A 15,969-nucleotide genomic window follows, 5' to 3' on the forward strand; every position below is an offset into this window, starting at 1 on the left:
ATGGCGACCAAGGACACCGGCGGCGGACAGCAGAAGGCGACACGTTCCACCGAGGAGACCGAGGAGCAGGCGCAGGACGCGCAGGCGTCCGAGGACCTTGCGGAGCGACAGGAGAAGCTCAGCGAGGACGTGGACGACGTCCTGGACGAGATCGACGACGTACTCGAGTCCAATGCCGAGGATTTCGTTCGATCGTTCGTCCAAAAGGGCGGTCAGTAACAGCCGGACCGCTCGACGGCGGGCTCGCGCCGCCGGCAGGCGTTTTCCGTGGGATGCCCTCGCCCGCACCGGGCGCCACCGGGGCATCCCACGGAAGTGCTTCCGCACCCGGGATCATGTTGATCACCGTCACAGGACGGGTAGGGTCCGTGGCGTACTGCTTCAACTGCAATTCGGCCATCGGCAAGTTGGGGATGATCCTGACTCCTTGCGCAGGGCCATCGCATACCTGGAGGGAAACGCGTGGAAGCCAACACTCGTAGCACCGGGCGTCTACCAGCTGCCTTCCTGACGCCGGGTTCGTCCTCGTTCATGGATTTCCTGTCCGACCACTCACCCGAGATCCTTCCCGGCAACCGCAGCCTGCCGCCGTTGCAGGGCGCGATCGAGGCGCCCCACGGCACGACCATCGTCGCGGCCTCGTTCCCCGGCGGCGTGGTCCTGGCCGGTGACCGGCGGGCGACCATGGGGAACATGATCGCGCAGCGCGACATCGAGAAGGTGTTCCCGGCCGACGAGTATTCCGCGGTGGGGATCGCCGGCACGGCGGGTCTCGCCGTGGAGATGGTCAAGCTGTTCCAGCTGGAGCTGGAACACTTCGAGAAGGTCGAGGGCGCCACGCTCTCCCTGGAGGGCAAGGCCAACCGGCTCTCCACGATGATCCGCAGCAATCTCGCGATGGCCATGCAGGGCCTGGCGGTCGTCCCGTTGTTCGCCGGATACGACGTCGACCGCGAGAAGGGCCGGATCTTCTCGTACGACGTCACCGGCGGCCGTTCCGAGGAGCGCGGCTACGCGGCCACCGGCTCCGGCTCCGTCTTCGCCCGCGGGTCGATGAAGAAGCTGTTCCGCGACGACCTGACGGAGGAGCAGACACTCACCCTGGTCGTGCAGGCGCTGTACGACGCGGCCGACGACGACTCGGCGACCGGTGGCCCGGACGTGGCCCGCCGGATCTATCCGATCGTCACCGTCATCACCGACGAGGGCTTCCGCAGGCTGGACGACGCGGAATCCTCGGAGATCGCGCGCGCGATCCTGGAGCGCCGTCTCGAACAGCCCGACGGCCCGCGCGCCGCGCTGCTCTGACCGGCCCGATGCTTCTCCGATGCACTCGTCACTGACAGAAAGGGACGGATAGCCGGTGTCGACGCCGTTCTATGTCTCACCTCAGCAGGCCATGGCCGACCGGGCGGAATACGCCCGGAAGGGCATCGCCCGTGGTCGCAGCCTGGTTGTGCTGCAGTACGCCGACGGCATTGTGTTCGTCGGCGAGAACCCGTCCCGCGCGCTGCACAAGTTCAGCGAGATCTACGACCGGATCGGCTTCGCGGCCGCCGGCAAGTACAACGAGTACGAGAACCTCCGCATCGGCGGGGTGCGCTACGCCGATCTGCGGGGATACACCTACGACCGTGACGACGTGACGGCCCGTGGGCTGGCCAACGTCTACGCGCAGACGCTCGGCACCATCTTCTCCAGCGCCGCCGAGAAGCCGTACGAGGTGGAGCTGGTGGTCGCCGAGGTCGGCTCAGGCCCCGAGGGCGACCAGATCTACCGGCTGCCCCACGACGGCTCGATCGTGGACGAGCACGGTTCCGTCGCGGTCGGCGGGAACGCCGAGCAGATCAGCACCTTCCTGGACCAGCGCCACCGCGACGGGATGTCGCTCGCCGAGGCGCTGAAGCTGGCCGTGCAGGCGCTGTCCCGCGAGGCCAACGGCAACGAGCGGGAGATCCCCGCAGAGCGGCTCGAGGTCGCGGTCCTGGACCGCACGAGGCCGCAGCAGCGCAAGTTCAAGCGGATCGTCGGCCGGCAGCTGACCAGGCTGCTGGACGCGGACGGCGCGGGGGCGACCCCGACGGACGCCCCGTCCGACACGGAGGAGCCCGAGGGCGGCTCCACCCCGGCTGCCGGGACGGACGCTCCCGGGAAGGGTGCCGACGGCCCCGAGAAGGGCACGGGCGAGGCCCCGAAGGAGTAGCCGGTCACGGAAGATCTCCGGACGGAGCCCCCGGCCGCCGTACGCGGTGGCCGGGGGCTCCGTCACGCGGTGGCCGGGGGCGCGGTGGAGCCCCGTACCACCAGATGGACGGGGAGGTCGTGGTGGACCGCGGGGCGGCCCTCCAGGACGGCCAGCAGAGCCGTCATGCCGCGCTCACCCACCTGCTCGGCCGGGAGGCGCACGGTGGTGAGCTCCGGTTCCACCGCCGTGGCGAGCGCCAGGTCGTCGAAACCGGTCACCGAGATGTCGTCGGGCACCCGCAGCCCCCGTCGGCGCACCGCCTTGCAGGCGCCGGCGGCCAGGATGTCGTCGTCACAGACGATGGCCGTCGGCAGCGGGCCGGGGGAGGCCAGGACCGCCTCGGTGGCCTCGCGCCCGGACCGTACGTCCAGCGGGGCGGTGACGGTACGCAGCACGGCCCCGGGGACGTCACGCACGGCCTCCCGCAGTGCCCGGGCACGCACCGCGAAGGTCCAGGTGTCCACGGCGGAGGCGAGGTGCGTGATCCGCCGGTGACCGAGGCCCAGCAGATGGCCCGTCACCTGGCGCATGCCGTCCGCGATGTCGAGGTTCACGCGCGCCGCGGCGCCATGGTCGGAGGGGTCGCTGTCCAGCATCACCAGCGGCAGGTCCGCGCCCCGCAGCGCCCCCAGGGCGTCCGCCGCCATCGACGAGGCGATCACCCCGTCGAGTGCCGCGCGGGCCGAGGCGAACGGGTCCCTGGCGGGACCGGTGCCGTCGGGGGACGGGTAGAGGACCACGCCGAAGTCGTGCTCGGCGGCGACGGCGGCGGCCCCCGTGTACACCCGGGCGAAGAACTCGTTGGTGAGCGCCGGGACGACGAGGAGAGCGGTGCGGGTGCGGCCCAGCCGGAGGCTGCGGGCAGCGAGATTCGGCCGGTAGCCGAGGTCCCTGGCGCTGTCCCGGACCCGTTCGGCCGTCGCGGCGGACACCCGGCCCCGCCATTTGTCGCCGAGTACGAGCGAGACCGTCGCCTGCGAGACGCCCGCCGCCCGTGCCACGTCACGGCTGGTGGGCCGTGGTGGGGAGGGCTGCTGGGTGCTGCTCACTCGTGCCTCCGTGCTGGACCGGTCGGATCGTGGCGGGATGGACTCCCGGGTGCCCACATGGTACGTATGGGCATCGACGTTATACGTAAAACCCCAGGGTGTGCGGCACCGGTGGGGGAGAGGGGCGGGACATGGCCGCGGGGTACATGGACATCCTCCGGGCGCGGCACGCCGCCCGGCTGCTGACGGGAACACTGGTGGGCCGGCTGCCGAACGGCACCGCCCACATCGCGATCGTCCTCTTCACCCGTGCGGAGGGCGGCAGCTACACGCTGGCCGGCGCACTCGCGGCGGCGTACGGACTCGCCACCGCGGTGGGCCAGCCCCTGCTGGGCCGGGCCGTGGACCTCTACGGCCAGCCGCGTGTCCAGCTGCCCGCGGCGGTCGTCTCCGCGCTCGGCATGGCCGTGCTCGCCCTGACCGGCCTCGGCCCGCTCCCGGCCGCCTATGCGGCGGTCGTCGTGGCCGGCTTGTTCACGCCCCCGCTGGAGGGCGGCCTGCGCGCCCTGTGGCCGACGGTCCTGGGCCGGGAGGACCGGGTGCACCGTGCGTACGCCATGGACGCGGTGGCCCAGGAGATCATGTTCACCGTGGGGCCGCTCCTCGTGACGGTCCTGGTGTCGCTCTGGTCGCCCGCCGCCGCACTCCTGGTCATCAACGCCATCGGCGTACTGGGTGCGCTGTCCGTCGTCCTGTCCGAGCCCTCCAGGACGTGGCGCTCGGCGCCCCGCGAGGCGCACTGGCTCGGTGCTCTGCGCTCGCCGGGACTGCTCGCCCTGCTCGGCGCCTTCTTCTTCGTCGGGCTCGCGCTCGGCTCCATCACGGTGGCCGGTGTCGCCTACGCCGACGACCACGGCCGGGAGTCCGTGTACGGCTGGCTGATGGCCGCGCTCGGTCTCGGCGCGCTGATCGGCGGAGCGGTCTACGGGGCCCGGCAGTGGGCCGGGGCGCCCGAGCGCAGGCTGCGCGTGATCGTCGCGCTGCTGGCGCTGGGCTATCTGCCGCTGACGCTGACGCCCGGCGTGCCCGCCATGACGGCACTGGCGGCGCTCGCCGGAGTGTTCCTCGCCCCGGCGATCGCGTGCTCGTTCATCGTCGTGGACCGGCACGCGCCGCAGGGCACGGTGACCGAGGCGTTCTCCTGGCTCGTGACGACCTTCGGCGTGGGCGCGGCGGCCGGAACGGCGGTGGCGGGCCCGGCCGTCGAGCTCGGCGGGACGGCGTGGAGTTTCGCCGTCGCAGGGGCCGGTGGAGTGGCGGCGCTGCTGGTCCTCCTGGCCACCGGAAGGGTCCTCGCAGCTCCCGGGCGTACGCCCGCGGTCGTGGCCGGTTCGGAAAATGATCGAAACGGTGCTGCCGAACCCGGTTTCAGCTCAGGCCATAAGGCGTAATGTTCAGTCATGGACCGCCGCATTTTCGGGCTGGAGAACGAGTACGGCGTCACGTGCACGTTCAGGGGACAGCGCCGACTGTCACCTGACGAAGTGGCGCGCTACCTCTTCCGCCGTGTTGTGTCATGGGGCCGCAGCAGCAATGTCTTCCTGCGGAACGGCGCCCGCCTGTACCTCGACGTGGGATCGCATCCGGAATACGCGACACCCGAATGCGACAACGTGACCGAACTGGTCACGCACGACAAGGCGGGCGAGCGCATTCTCGAAGGCCTGCTCGTCGACGCCGAACGCCGCCTGCACGAGGAGGGAATCGCGGGCGACGTCTATCTCTTCAAGAACAACACCGACTCGGCTGGAAACTCCTACGGGTGTCACGAGAACTACCTCGTGGCCCGGCACGGAGAATTCTCCCGGCTCGCGGACATCCTCATTCCGTTCCTCGTCACCCGTCAGCTGATCTGTGGTGCTGGCAAGGTGCTGCAGACGCCGCGCGGAGCCGTCTACTGCGTGAGCCAGCGGGCCGAGCACATCTGGGAGGGCGTCAGCTCCGCGACGACGCGCTCCCGTCCCATCATCAACACCCGGGACGAACCGCACGCCGACGCGGAGCGGTACCGCCGCCTCCACGTCATCGTCGGTGACTCCAACATGTCCGAGACGACCATGCTGCTCAAGGTCGGCGCCACCGATCTCGTGCTGCGCATGATCGAGGCGGGCACCGTGATGCGCGACCTGACCCTGGAGAACCCGATCCGGGCCATCCGTGAGGTCAGCCACGACATCACGGGACAGCGCAAGGTGCGCCTGGCCAGCGGCCGGGAGGCGTCCGCCATCGAGGTCCAGCGCGAGTACTACGAGAAGGCCGTCGACTTCGTCGAACGCCGTGGCATCCGCACCGGCACCGTCGACCAGGTCCTCGAGCTGTGGGGCCGCACGCTGGACGCCATCGAGGCCGAGGACCTCGACCGGATCGGCACCGAGATCGACTGGGTCATGAAGTACAAGCTCCTCGAGCGGTACCGGGCCAAGCACAACATGACCATGTCGAACCCGCGGGTCGCCCAGATAGACCTCGCCTACCACGACATCCACCGGCGCCGCGGGCTCTACTACCTCCTGGAGCGCAAGGGCCAGGCCGCCCGCATCTGCAACGACCTGAAGATCTTCGAGGGCAAGTCGGTGCCCCCGCAGACGACCAGGGCGCGGCTGCGCGGCGACTTCATCCGGCGGGCCCAGGAGCAGCGGCGGGACTTCACCGTCGACTGGGTCCACCTCAAGCTCAACGACCAGGCGCAGCGCACCGTGCTGTGCAAGGACCCCTTCCGTTCCGTCGACGACCGGGTGGAGAAGCTGATCGCGGGCATGTGACCCGGACCGGAGAGTCCCGCCCCGTGAGCGACCGGGCCCCGTACGTTCCTCGTACGGGGCCCTTCCGTCCGCCTAGAGTGTCGGGGGACCATTCACGTGCCGTCTGAGATCTGAGGAACCAGTGCGCCGACTTGCCGGCCTTCTCGTCGTCCCCCTACTGCTGCTGTCCACGGCGGCATGCGGCGACGACAAGGCTTCCGACTCCGCCTCGACCGAGAAGGGCGTTCCCGCGATCACCGCGGGCGCGAAGTTCGGCGAGAAGCCCACCCTGGCGAAGGGTGAGGGGGATCCTCCCAAGGACCTGAAGACCGACGTCATCAGTGAGGGTGACGGCGCGAAGCTCAAGAACGGCGACGCGATCCAGGTCAACTACCTCGGGCAGGCGTGGGACTCCACCAAGCCGTTCGACAACAGCTTCGACCGCAAGCAGCCCTTCGACCTGACGCTCGGCGCGGGCATGGTCATCCAGGGCTGGGACAAGGGACTCGTCGGCCAGAAGGTCGGAAGCCGCGTCGAGTTGGTCATCCCGCCGAGTCTCGGCTACGGCGAGCAGGGCCAGGGCGACATCAAGCCCAACGCCACCCTCGTCTTCGTCGTCGACATCGTGAAGGCCACGCAGATCCCGAAGTCCGCCGAGGGCACGGCGGTGGCCCAGGACAACATCGACCTGCCCAAGGTCGGGACCAAGACCGACGGCAAGGCGCCGACGGTCACGATCCCCAAGAGCGACCCGCCGAAGAAGCTGGTCTCCAACTACGTGCTGGAGTCCGAGGGCGACGTCATCAAGGAGACCGACAGCGTCGTCGTGAACTACGTGGGTCTGATCTGGAAGGGCAGCAAGACCTTCGACAGCACCTACCAGACCGGGAAGACGCAGACATTCCCGCTCGCCCAGGTCACCCTCAAGGGTCTCAAGAACGGTCTGGTCGGCAAGAAGGTCGGCAGCCGTGTGCTGCTCGTCGTTCCGCCGGACCAGGGCTTCGGCGACGAGGCGCAGCAGTCCATCCCCGGGAAGTCCACGCTCGTCTTCGCCGTGGACATCCTGACAAAGATGTAAGACTGTCCCGGTTGCCCAGTTCATCAGTAAGAGGAGCAGTTCAGTGAGCATCGACAAGCCCGAGATCGACTTCCCGGGTGGCGAGCCGCCGGCCGACCTGGAGATCAAGGAAATCTGGGAGGGCGACGGACCGGTGGCCCAGGCGGGTCAGACCGTCTCCGTGCACTACGTCGGTGTGGCCTTCTCCACCGGCGAGGAGTTCGACGCCTCCTGGAACCGTGGCACCCCGCTGCAGTTCCAGCTCGGTGCGGGCCAGGTCATCGCCGGCTGGGACAAGGGTGTCCAGGGCATGAAGGTCGGCGGCCGTCGCCAGCTGACCATCCCCGCGCACCTCGCCTACGGTGACCGTGGCGCGGGCGGCGGCGCGATCGCCCCCGGCGAGACGCTGATCTTCGTCTGCGACCTCGTCGGCGTCTGATCCGTCCGTCTACAGCAGCCAGGGCCCGTGCCGCAAGGCACGGGCCCTCGCTTTGGTCCGGACACCCCGGGGCGGTACGGTCGACGGTCGGAGAGCACGTCGAGAAAGGGCGTCGATGGCGATTGCCAAGGCCGAACGGCTGATGAACCTGGCACTGTGTCTGCTGGGTACCCGGCGTCCGCTCAGCAAGCGTGAGCTCCGTGGGTCCATCGAGGCCTACCTGGAGGCGGGCTCCGACGAATCCTTCAACCGGATGTTCGAGCGCGACAAGGACGACCTGCGTGAACTCGGCCTGATCATCGAGACCGTGGAGAATCTGGACGGCGACACCGGATACCTCGCGCGCCGCGACAGCAACCGGCTGCCCCCCATCACCCTGGACGCCGAGGAGGCCGCGGCCCTCGGCCTCGCCGCGAAGGTCTGGCAGCAGGCCCGGCTCGCCGGCGCCGCCAGCGGCGCCCTGCAGAAGCTCCGGGCCGCCGGCATGCCGGAGGCCGAGGACGCCTACGAGGTGCACAGCGCCCTCGAACCCCGTATCCCGGTCCACGAGGCAGCGTTCGAGCCGCTGATGCTCGCCTGCCGGGACCGCCGCCCGGTCACCTTCGACTACCGCAAGGGCAACGCCGCCCGCCCTGAGCAGCGCCAGGTGGAGCCGTGGACGCTGGAGTGCTGGCGCGGCCACTGGTACCTGGCCGGCTGGGACCGCGAGCGGGGTGCCGAGCGGGTCTTCCGGCTCTCCCGGATCTCCGGCCGGGTCCGCTCCCGGGCGGGAGCCTTCACGGCCTCCGTGCCCGACGCCGTCACCGTCCGGGAGACGGTGGAGAGCTGGGCGGGGGAGACCGCGACCAGGACCGCCCGCATCAGGCTGCGTACCGGCTCCGGCTACCCGCTGCGCTCCCGCGCCATATCCGTACGGGAACTGGGCGACGGCTGGGACGAGTTGGAGATCCCGTACGGGCACGGGCTGGACGCCTGGCTCGTGGAGTTCGGGCCCGACGTGATCGTGAGCGAACCCGCCGATCTGCGGGCCGACGTGATGGACCGGCTGCGCGCCGTGGCCAAGGACTGAGGGGGACCCGTACTCGTGGCCACGAACGCGATCGACCAGACCCGGCGGATGCTCTCCCTCGTCACGTATCTGCGTGAGCGCCCCGGCGCGCACGTCCAGGACGTGGCCCGGGCCTTCGGGATCACCGAGGACGAGCTGATCTCCGACCTCGATGTGCTGCCCATGTGCGGGACCAGCTTCCGCGGTGGTGACCTGCTGGACATCGACACCGACGGCGACCGGATCTGGTGGCACAACCCCGACGACGTCGCGGAGCCGCTGCGGCTGGCCGCCGACGAGGCGACGGCCCTGCTCGTCGCCGCCCGTGCCGTCGCCACACTCCCCGGTCTGCGGGAGAGCGACCGGCAGGCGCTGGTGCGGGCGACCGCGAAGCTGGAGACGGCGGCCGGTGAGGTGGGGGCCGCCAGCTCGCGGCTCTCGGTCACCTTCGAGTCCGAGGGAGGTGTCTTCGCCGACGTCGACCGGGCGATCTCCGAGCGGCGCCGCCTCTGGCTGCGCTACTACTCACCCGCGCGCGACGAGCTGACCGAGCGCGAGGTGGACCCGATCCGGCTGTTCGCCGTCGGCCACACCTATATGGAGGGCTGGTGCCGTCTCTCCGAGGCGCGGCGTACGTTCCGGCTCGACCGGGTCGCCGAGATCAGGCTCCTCGACGCCCCGTCCGCCCCGCCCGAGCTGGAACTGCGCGATCTCTCCGAGGGCCTGGTGCAGCCCGCCGCCGAGGACCCGGAGGTCGTGATCGAGGTCGGCCCCGGCGGCCGGTGGGTCGCCGAGTACTACCCCCACGACAGCGCGGAGGAACTGCCCGACGGCGGTCTGCGGATCACGCTCCGTACGCCCGACCCGGCCTCCCTGCGCAGACTCGCCCTGCGGCTGGGCGGTGAGGGACGCATCACATCACCCCCGGAGCTGGCCGAAAGCGCCCGGCTGGCGGCGCGTGAGGCACTGGCCGCCTACGACGGCGCGCTCTGAGAGGCGGCCGGCGGTGCACCGAGGAGACAAAGGCCACATGACCGCCATATCGAGCACACAGGCCGGACCGGTTCCGGTCACGGTGCCCGACACCGTGCGCTTCCGGGCGGCCTGCCCCGACTGCCGCGAGCGGTTCGAACTCGCTGCGGGTGCACTGCGGCTGGCCATAGGCGCCAGCCGCCGTACGACCTTCTACTCCTTCACGTGTCCCGCCTGCGGGTCCGCGGTCCGCAAGCCGGCAGGGGAGCGCATCATCGAACTCCTCAGCGGCGGCGGGGTACGGACACTGCGCCTGCACACCGCCCTGCGGTAACGAGAAACACCGAGGATCCGCCCATGTTCTGGCCCATGCTCGCCATCGCTCTGGGATTCGCCGGCCTTGCCGTGCTCGGCGTCCTGGCCGTCAAGGTCTTCGTCGAGGCACAGCGGCTCGCCGGGCAGGTCGCCGAGACGACGCGGCGGATCAACCGAGCGGCCGAGGATCTCGAACGAGCGGCCACCACCCTCGCCGACACGGGAGAGGCCCTGCGATAGCAGTGCGCGGCCTCCTGATTCACCGGTTCGGGGGGTACGCTGCTGGAGCGGCCCAGGCAGGGAGGTGTGGGCCGCAAGCAGGAGTACGCACAGGCATTGCCTCGCGTTTACCCCTGCGGGTTACGATCGCTGCCAGCGCGAAGGTCGGACAACTGTCCGGTCGAGAACGGGTAGCGAGCCCACCCTCCAGACGCCTCAGTGAGAAGGAAGTCGCACATGATCGGCAATCTGAAGCCCCTCGAGATCGTTCTGATCATCGCTGTCGTCCTGCTGCTCTTCGGTGCCAAGAAGCTCCCCGACATGGCGCGTTCGCTCGGCAAGTCGGCCCGCATCCTCAAGAGCGAGGCCAAGGCCATGAAGAAGGACGACGCGGAGCCCGCGGCGCCCACCACGGAGAACGTCGCGGACACCACCCCGCCCGCGGCCACCGCGCGCACGATCCAGGCCGCTCCGGGAGATGTCACCAGCTCCCGCCCGGTCAGCGAGGCCAAGCCCACCACCCAGAGCTGACAGCTGATCCGCACCATCTGAAGCTGCCGCACGAGACGAGGGAAGTGGGTTGCTCAAGTCTGCCCGCAAGCAGGAGAAGGACGACGAGGGGCGGATGCCCCTCCTCGATCACCTGCGTGAGCTGCGCAACCGACTGCTGAAGTCGGTCCTCGCGATCATCGTCGCCGTGATCGTGGCAGCGTTCTTCCAGAAGGAAATCTTCGAGTTCCTGATGAAGCCGATCCTGGACTCGGTCGGCTGCAAGAACGGCGCCGTGACCATGATCAACGGTCGGCCGTGCGCGGAGATGACCACCAACGGTCTGCTGTCGCCGTTCACCATCGCGCTGAAGGTGTCCCTGATGGCAGGCGTCCTGGTGGCCACCCCGGTGTGGCTGTACCAGCTGTGGGCGTTCGTCGCCCCCGGCCTGCACAAGCAGGAGAAGCGTTACTCGGTCGCCTTCGCCGCGGCAGGCGTCCCGCTCTTCGCCGGCGGAGCCTACCTGGCGTACGCGATCCTGCCGCAGACCGCGGAGATCATGCTGGGCTTCACACCCGACAACGTGAAGAACCTGCTGCCGCTGGACGACTTCCTGGACCTGATCACCCGCATGGTGATCGTCTTCGGGCTGGCCTTCGAGCTGCCGCTGCTGCTCATCCTGCTCAACATGACCGGTGTGCTGACCGGCGCCCGCATGCTGAGCTGGTGGCGGGCCATGCTCGTCGGGCTGACCGCGTTCGCGGCCATCGCCACGCCGGGCGGCGAGCCCGTCTCGATGCTGCTGCTCGCCGGTCCGCTCGCGGTGCTCTACTTCATCGCCGTCGGCTTCTCGCTGCTCAACGACAAGCGCAGAAGGCGGGCCGACCCCGACGCAGAGCTGGACGACGACGAGGCGTCGAGCCTGGACCTCACCCCCCAGGCGGTCGGCGCCGTCGAACCGGTCTCCACCCGGCCTGCCCTGCCCGAGCAGGCGGGCGGCGAGGCGGACGGCGGCCGGTCGACCCGGCTCAACGGTTACGACGACATCACCTGACCTTGTAGGGTCCCGCGGGTGACCAGCGAGATCACCCTCTTCGTCAATCCCACCGCGGGGAGCGGCCGGGGCGCGCGTGCCGCGCAGCCGGCCGCTTCCGCGCTGCGGGACGCCGGTTTCTCCGTACGGACCGTTCTCGGCGAGGACGCCGACGACGCCCTGCGACGGGCCCGCGAGGCGGTGGCGCACGGGACCGGGGCACTGATAGCCGTGGGCGGGGACGGCATGATGTCCCTCGCCCTGCAGGCCGTCGCCGGCACCTCGACACCGCTCGGCGCCGTGGCCGTGGGCACCGGGAACGACTTCGCCCGCGCCCTGGGGCTGCCGGTCCGGGCGCCCGCCGCCGCCGGACGGCTGGCCGCCGGGATGCTCAAGGCCGGGACGGCGCGCGCGATCGACCTGGGGCGGGTGGGGGAGCGGTGGTTCGGCTCCGTGCTGGCCTCGGGCTTCGACTCGCGGGTCAACGACCGGGGGAACCGGATGCGCCGGGTCGGCGGGCGCTTCAAGTACGACCTGGCGATCCTGGCCGAGCTGGCCTCCCTCAGGCCGATCCCGTACCGCGTCAGGCTGGACGGCGGACCGGTGACCGAGATCGAGGCGACGCTGATCGCCGTGGGCAACGGGACGACGTACGGCGGGGGCATGCGGATCTGTGCTGACGCGGTCATGGACGACGGGCTCTTCGATGTGACCGTGGTGGGTGACTGCAGCCGGACCACCCTGCTCAAGGTCTTCCCGAGGGTCTACCGGGGCACTCACCTCGGACATCCGAAGGTCACCGTGCACCGGGTGTCCTCGATAGAGCTGGCCGCGGGTGGTGTCACGGCGTACGCGGACGGTGAGCCGCTGGGCGCGCTGCCGCTCAGCGCCAGGTGTGTGCCCGGTGCTGTCCGGGTCCTCGCACCGTGAAAACAAAGATCGGGCTGACTGTCATACGGGGCGGGTAGGCTCGTATCAAGATGACAGAGGACCTCTCACCAGCTGAGCGATACCAGGCGTCCCGGGTCCGTGCGGCCGAGCAGGCCACCGCCCTCGGGCCCTTCCGCGAGATGTACGAATTCGGACTGGACCCGTTCCAGATCGAGGCCTGCCAGGCCCTTGAGGCCGGCAAGGGGGTACTGGTCGCGGCCCCGACCGGGTCGGGCAAGACGATCGTCGGTGAATTCGCCGTGCACCTGGCCCTGCAGCAGGGCCGCAAGTGCTTCTACACCACGCCCATCAAGGCGCTGTCCAACCAGAAGTTCTCCGATCTCGTCCGGCGCTACGGCGCGGACAAGGTCGGTCTGCTGACCGGTGACAACAGCGTCAACGCGGACGCACCCGTGGTCGTCATGACGACCGAGGTCCTGCGCAACATGCTGTACGCGGGCTCCCAGGCCCTCACCGGCCTCGGTTACGTGGTCATGGACGAGGTCCACTACCTCTCCGACCGTTTCCGCGGCGCGGTGTGGGAGGAAGTGATCATCCACCTCCCGGAGTCCGTGACCCTGGTGTCGCTGTCGGCGACCGTCTCCAACGCCGAGGAGTTCGGCGACTGGCTGGACACCGTCCGCGGAGACACCCAGGTCATCGTCTCCGAGCACCGGCCCGTGCCGCTGTGGCAGCACGTCATGGCCGGGCGCCGGATGTACGACCTCTTCGAGGAGGAGACCGACCACGGCGGCCGGGGCACCGGCCGCCGCGAGGTCAGTCCCGACCTCGTCCGGCTCGCCCGCATGGAGAACCAGCGCGGGTACAACCCGCGCGACCGCAGGCGCGGGAAGATGGTGCGCGAGGCGGACCGCGAGCGTGAGCGGCGTCAGCGCAGCCGGATCTGGACCCCGTCCAGGCCCGAGGTCATCGACCGGCTCGACGCCGAGGGTCTGCTGCCCGCCATCACCTTCATCTTCAGCCGGGCCGGCTGCCAGGCGGCCGTCCAGCAGTGCCTGCAAGCCGGTCTCCGGCTGAACGACGAGAGCAAGCGCGGGCTGGTGCGGGAGATCGTGGAGGAGCGGACGGCCTCCATCCCCCCCGAGGACCTCCATGTCCTCGGGTACTACGAGTTCCTCGAAGGCCTGGAGCGCGGCATCGCGGCGCACCACGCCGGGATGCTGCCGACCTTCAAGGAGGTCGTGGAGGAGCTGTTCGTCCGTGGCCTGGTCAAGGCGGTCTTCGCCACCGAGACGCTCGCGCTCGGCATCAACATGCCCGCGCGTTCCGTGGTGCTGGAGAAGCTCGTCAAGTGGAACGGCGAGCAGCACGCCGACATCACGCCCGGCGAGTACACCCAGCTGACCGGGCGGGCCGGGCGCCGTGGCATCGACGTCGAGGGCCACGCGGTCGTCCTCTGGCAGCGGGGGATGGACCCGGGGGCGCTCGCCGGACTGGCGGGGACGCGTACGTATCCGCTGCGCTCCAGCTTCCGGCCCTCGTACAACATGGCCGTCAACCTCGTGCAGCAGTTCGGGCGGCACCGCTCGCGTGAGCTGCTCGAGACCTCCTTCGCGCAGTTCCAGGCCGACCGGTCCGTCGTGGGGATCTCCCGGCAGGTCCAGCGCAACGAGGAGGGACTCGCGGGCTACAAGGAGGGCATGACCTGCCACCTCGGGGACTTCGAGGAGTACGCGCGGCTGCGCCGCGACCTCAAGGACCGCGAGACGGAGCTCGCCAGACAGGGCGCGGTCCAGCGGCGGGCGGCGGCCGCGTCGTCCCTGGAGAAGCTGAAGCCCGGCGACGTCATCCACGTCCCCACCGGCAAGTTCGCCGGACTCGCCCTGGTCCTCGACCCGGGCCTGCCCGCCGGGCGGACCAACGGCCATCGCGGGCTCGAGTACCACGACGGGCCGCGTCCCCTGGTGCTGACCGCCGAGCGGCAGGTCAAGCGGCTGGCCCACATCGACTTCCCGGTGCCGGTCGAGGCGCTGGAGCGGATGCGGGTGCCCAAGTCGTTCAACCCGCGCTCACCGCAGTCCCGCCGCGACCTGGCGTCCGCGCTGAGGAGCAAGGCGGGCCACATCGACCCGGGCCGGCACCGCAAGCAGCGGGCCGCCGCGGCCGACGACCACGAGATCGCCCGGCTGCGCACGGAACTGCGTGCGCACCCCTGCCACGGGTGCGACGAGCGTGAGGACCACGCGCGCTGGGCCGAGCGGTACCACCGGCTGCAGCGGGACACCCGCCAGCTGGAACACCGCATCGAGGGCCGGACGAACACCATCGCCCGGACCTTCGACCGCATCGTGGCGCTCCTGACCGAGCTGGACTATCTGCGGGGCAACGAGGTCACCGACAACGGCCGACGGCTGGCCCGGCTGTACGGAGAGCTCGACCTGCTGGCCAGCGAATGCCTGCGGGACGGTGTCTGGGAGGGGCTCAACCCCGCCGAGCTCGCCGCCTGCGTCTCGGCGCTCGTCTACGAGGCACGCCAGGCGGACGACGCTGTCGCACCCAAGCTGCCCTCGGGACCCGCGAAGGCCGCGATGGGCGAGATGATCCGTATCTGGGGCCGGCTCGACGCCCTGGAGGAGGACTTCAGGATCAGCCAGACGGAAGGGGTCGGCCAGCGCGAACCCGATCTCGGCTTCGCCTGGTCGGTCTACATGTGGGCCTCCGGGCGGACGCTGGACGAGGTCCTCCGCGAGGCGGAGATGCCTGCCGGTGACTTCGTACGGTGGTGCAAGCAGGTCATCGACGTGCTCGGCCAGATCGCGGCCGCCGCACCCCGGGACGGCAGTTCGGTCGCGAAGAACGCCCACAAGGCCGTCGACGCGGTGCTGCGGGGTGTGGTGGCGTACAGCTCGGTGGGGTGAGCGGAACCCCGCGGGCGGACGAGTGGCCACAGGCGGTTGTGCACGCCTGTGGCCACTCCTGTGCGTTCTCCCGTCAGGTCTTCTTCCTGTTCTTCATCGAGAGTCCCGCGCAGGCTGCCCCCAGCACAATCGCCAGACCACCGACGATCACGTTGTTGAGGACGACCCCCATGTCAGGGCTCTGGCCCACGACCCAGGTCGACACGATGAGCCAGGCGCCCAGCGCGACGATGGCGATGCTCATCCCTGTCATCCGCTCCGGCATGGCGGTGAAGCAGAGTGCCAGCACGGCTATCGCGATACCGATGACGAGGTTGTGCGTCACCAGGGAGGGCTGGTTCGCGGTGAAGTGAAGCACCCACGGCGAGACGGCGCAGTACAGACCGAGCAGGAACACCGGTGCGTCCGCACCGGCCGTGGTCCGACGGGCGCCGCCGCCCATCACCCGGTCGTGGCGCGCCCGCATTTCTTCGGCGTCGGGGTGCCCGGAGATATCCCTTCCGGTGTGTCCGGAAGTGTCTCGGGTCTGCCCGGAAACATCCCTTCCGGTGTG

18 protein-coding genes are annotated in these 15,969 nt (G+C 70.1%); 16 read left to right on the forward strand and 2 right to left on the reverse strand.

Annotated elements, in window-relative coordinates; all coding sequences use genetic code 11:
* Genes AB0P41_RS10465 through prcA form a run of 4 tightly spaced genes read left to right on the forward strand, consistent with a single transcriptional unit; the run spans position 1 to position 2,203 of the window.
* Positions 1-219: a ubiquitin-like protein Pup gene (locus AB0P41_RS10465; protein ID WP_356716943.1), complete on the forward strand. Its 219-nt coding sequence runs from the start codon at positions 1-3 to the stop codon at positions 217-219.
* Positions 173-511 carry an endonuclease domain-containing protein gene (locus AB0P41_RS10470; protein ID WP_356716945.1) on the forward strand — a complete coding sequence of 113 codons (339 nt, stop codon included), beginning with the start codon at positions 173-175 and terminating at the stop codon, positions 509-511. Before AB0P41_RS10465 ends, AB0P41_RS10470 begins: the two co-directional genes overlap by 47 nt.
* Positions 463-1,308, forward strand: coding sequence for a proteasome subunit beta (gene prcB, locus AB0P41_RS10475; protein WP_329226989.1), 846 nt, complete (start codon positions 463-465; stop codon positions 1,306-1,308). Before AB0P41_RS10470 ends, prcB begins: the two co-directional genes overlap by 49 nt.
* Before the next feature lie 55 nt (positions 1,309-1,363).
* Entirely contained in the window at positions 1,364-2,203 is an 840-nt protein-coding gene (gene prcA, locus AB0P41_RS10480; protein WP_356716947.1) for a proteasome subunit alpha, read from the forward strand.
* A 62-nt stretch (positions 2,204-2,265) separates the two neighbouring features.
* On the opposite strand, the gene AB0P41_RS10485 is transcribed toward prcA, so the two are convergent.
* On the reverse strand, positions 2,266-3,294 hold the full coding sequence (locus tag AB0P41_RS10485; RefSeq protein WP_365931309.1) for a LacI family DNA-binding transcriptional regulator: 1,029 nt from the start codon (positions 3,292-3,294) through the stop codon (positions 2,266-2,268).
* Positions 3,295-3,425: 131 nt separating this feature from the next.
* Between AB0P41_RS10485 and AB0P41_RS10490 the strand changes: the two genes are divergently transcribed.
* The 12 genes from AB0P41_RS10490 to AB0P41_RS10545 all read left to right on the forward strand — a co-directional run bounded on the left by AB0P41_RS10490 (position 3,426) and on the right by AB0P41_RS10545 (position 15,416).
* Positions 3,426-4,685, forward strand: a complete 1,260-nt coding sequence (locus AB0P41_RS10490) for an MFS transporter (RefSeq protein ID WP_356716951.1) — start codon at positions 3,426-3,428, stop codon at positions 4,683-4,685.
* 9 nt (positions 4,686-4,694) lie between these two features.
* Positions 4,695-6,056: a Pup--protein ligase gene (gene pafA, locus AB0P41_RS10495; protein WP_356716953.1), complete on the forward strand. Its 1,362-nt coding sequence runs from the start codon at positions 4,695-4,697 to the stop codon at positions 6,054-6,056.
* 121 nt (positions 6,057-6,177) lie between these two features.
* Complete coding sequence (locus tag AB0P41_RS10500) at positions 6,178-7,113, forward strand: FKBP-type peptidyl-prolyl cis-trans isomerase (RefSeq protein WP_356716955.1); 936 nt, start codon at positions 6,178-6,180, stop codon at positions 7,111-7,113.
* 43 nt (positions 7,114-7,156) lie between these two features.
* Positions 7,157-7,531 (forward strand): FKBP-type peptidyl-prolyl cis-trans isomerase, encoded by a 375-nt coding sequence (locus tag AB0P41_RS10505; RefSeq protein ID WP_014157205.1) that lies wholly within the window; start codon positions 7,157-7,159, stop codon positions 7,529-7,531.
* A 115-nt stretch (positions 7,532-7,646) separates the two neighbouring features.
* A complete protein-coding gene (locus AB0P41_RS10510) occupies positions 7,647-8,600 on the forward strand; it encodes a WYL domain-containing protein (RefSeq protein ID WP_356716957.1) in 954 nt (317 codons plus the stop codon).
* A gap of 15 nt (positions 8,601-8,615) precedes the next feature.
* Positions 8,616-9,572: a WYL domain-containing protein gene (locus AB0P41_RS10515; protein ID WP_356716958.1), complete on the forward strand. Its 957-nt coding sequence runs from the start codon at positions 8,616-8,618 to the stop codon at positions 9,570-9,572.
* Positions 9,573-9,609: 37 nt separating this feature from the next.
* Complete coding sequence (locus AB0P41_RS10520; protein ID WP_356716960.1) at positions 9,610-9,885, forward strand: hypothetical protein; 276 nt, start codon at positions 9,610-9,612, stop codon at positions 9,883-9,885.
* A gap of 23 nt (positions 9,886-9,908) precedes the next feature.
* Entirely contained in the window at positions 9,909-10,106 is a 198-nt protein-coding gene (locus AB0P41_RS10525) for a hypothetical protein (RefSeq protein ID WP_145806520.1), read from the forward strand.
* Positions 10,107-10,322: 216 nt separating this feature from the next.
* Positions 10,323-10,616, forward strand: coding sequence for a Sec-independent protein translocase subunit TatA (gene tatA, locus AB0P41_RS10530; protein WP_356716962.1), 294 nt, complete (start codon positions 10,323-10,325; stop codon positions 10,614-10,616).
* A 49-nt stretch (positions 10,617-10,665) separates the two neighbouring features.
* Positions 10,666-11,628 carry a twin-arginine translocase subunit TatC gene (gene tatC, locus AB0P41_RS10535; RefSeq protein WP_356716963.1) on the forward strand — a complete coding sequence of 321 codons (963 nt, stop codon included), beginning with the start codon at positions 10,666-10,668 and terminating at the stop codon, positions 11,626-11,628.
* An 18-nt stretch (positions 11,629-11,646) separates the two neighbouring features.
* The gene (locus AB0P41_RS10540; RefSeq protein ID WP_356716965.1) at positions 11,647-12,537 is read left to right on the forward strand and encodes a diacylglycerol kinase; all 891 of its coding nucleotides are present in this window, start codon (positions 11,647-11,649) and stop codon (positions 12,535-12,537) included.
* 50 nt (positions 12,538-12,587) lie between these two features.
* A complete protein-coding gene (locus tag AB0P41_RS10545; RefSeq protein WP_356716967.1) occupies positions 12,588-15,416 on the forward strand; it encodes a DEAD/DEAH box helicase in 2,829 nt (942 codons plus the stop codon).
* A 73-nt stretch (positions 15,417-15,489) separates the two neighbouring features.
* On the opposite strand, the gene AB0P41_RS10550 is transcribed toward AB0P41_RS10545, so the two are convergent.
* The gene (locus AB0P41_RS10550; protein WP_356716968.1) at positions 15,490-15,882 is read right to left on the reverse strand and encodes an SPW repeat protein; all 393 of its coding nucleotides are present in this window, start codon (positions 15,880-15,882) and stop codon (positions 15,490-15,492) included.
* Positions 15,883-15,969: the final 87 nt, after the last annotated feature.

This window comes from Streptomyces sp. NPDC079167 (assembly GCF_040686735.1).
GTDB lineage: Bacteria > Actinomycetota > Actinomycetes > Streptomycetales > Streptomycetaceae > Streptomyces.

Coding starts and splice junctions, on each gene's coding strand:
- AB0P41_RS10465 (WP_356716943.1), top strand. CDS start 1: ATGGCGACCAAGGACACCGGCGGCGGACAGCAGAAGGCGACACGTTCC.
- AB0P41_RS10470 (WP_356716945.1), top strand. CDS start 173: ATGCCGAGGATTTCGTTCGATCGTTCGTCCAAAAGGGCGGTCAGTAAC.
- AB0P41_RS10490 (WP_356716951.1), top strand. CDS start 3,426: ATGGCCGCGGGGTACATGGACATCCTCCGGGCGCGGCACGCCGCCCGG.
- pafA (WP_356716953.1), top strand. CDS start 4,695: ATGGACCGCCGCATTTTCGGGCTGGAGAACGAGTACGGCGTCACGTGC.
- AB0P41_RS10510 (WP_356716957.1), top strand. CDS start 7,647: ATGGCGATTGCCAAGGCCGAACGGCTGATGAACCTGGCACTGTGTCTG.
- AB0P41_RS10520 (WP_356716960.1), top strand. CDS start 9,610: ATGACCGCCATATCGAGCACACAGGCCGGACCGGTTCCGGTCACGGTG.
- AB0P41_RS10525 (WP_145806520.1), top strand. CDS start 9,909: ATGTTCTGGCCCATGCTCGCCATCGCTCTGGGATTCGCCGGCCTTGCC.
- tatA (WP_356716962.1), top strand. CDS start 10,323: ATGATCGGCAATCTGAAGCCCCTCGAGATCGTTCTGATCATCGCTGTC.
- AB0P41_RS10545 (WP_356716967.1), top strand. CDS start 12,588: ATGACAGAGGACCTCTCACCAGCTGAGCGATACCAGGCGTCCCGGGTC.
- AB0P41_RS10550 (WP_356716968.1), bottom strand. CDS start 15,882: ATGCGGGCGCGCCACGACCGGGTGATGGGCGGCGGCGCCCGTCGGACC.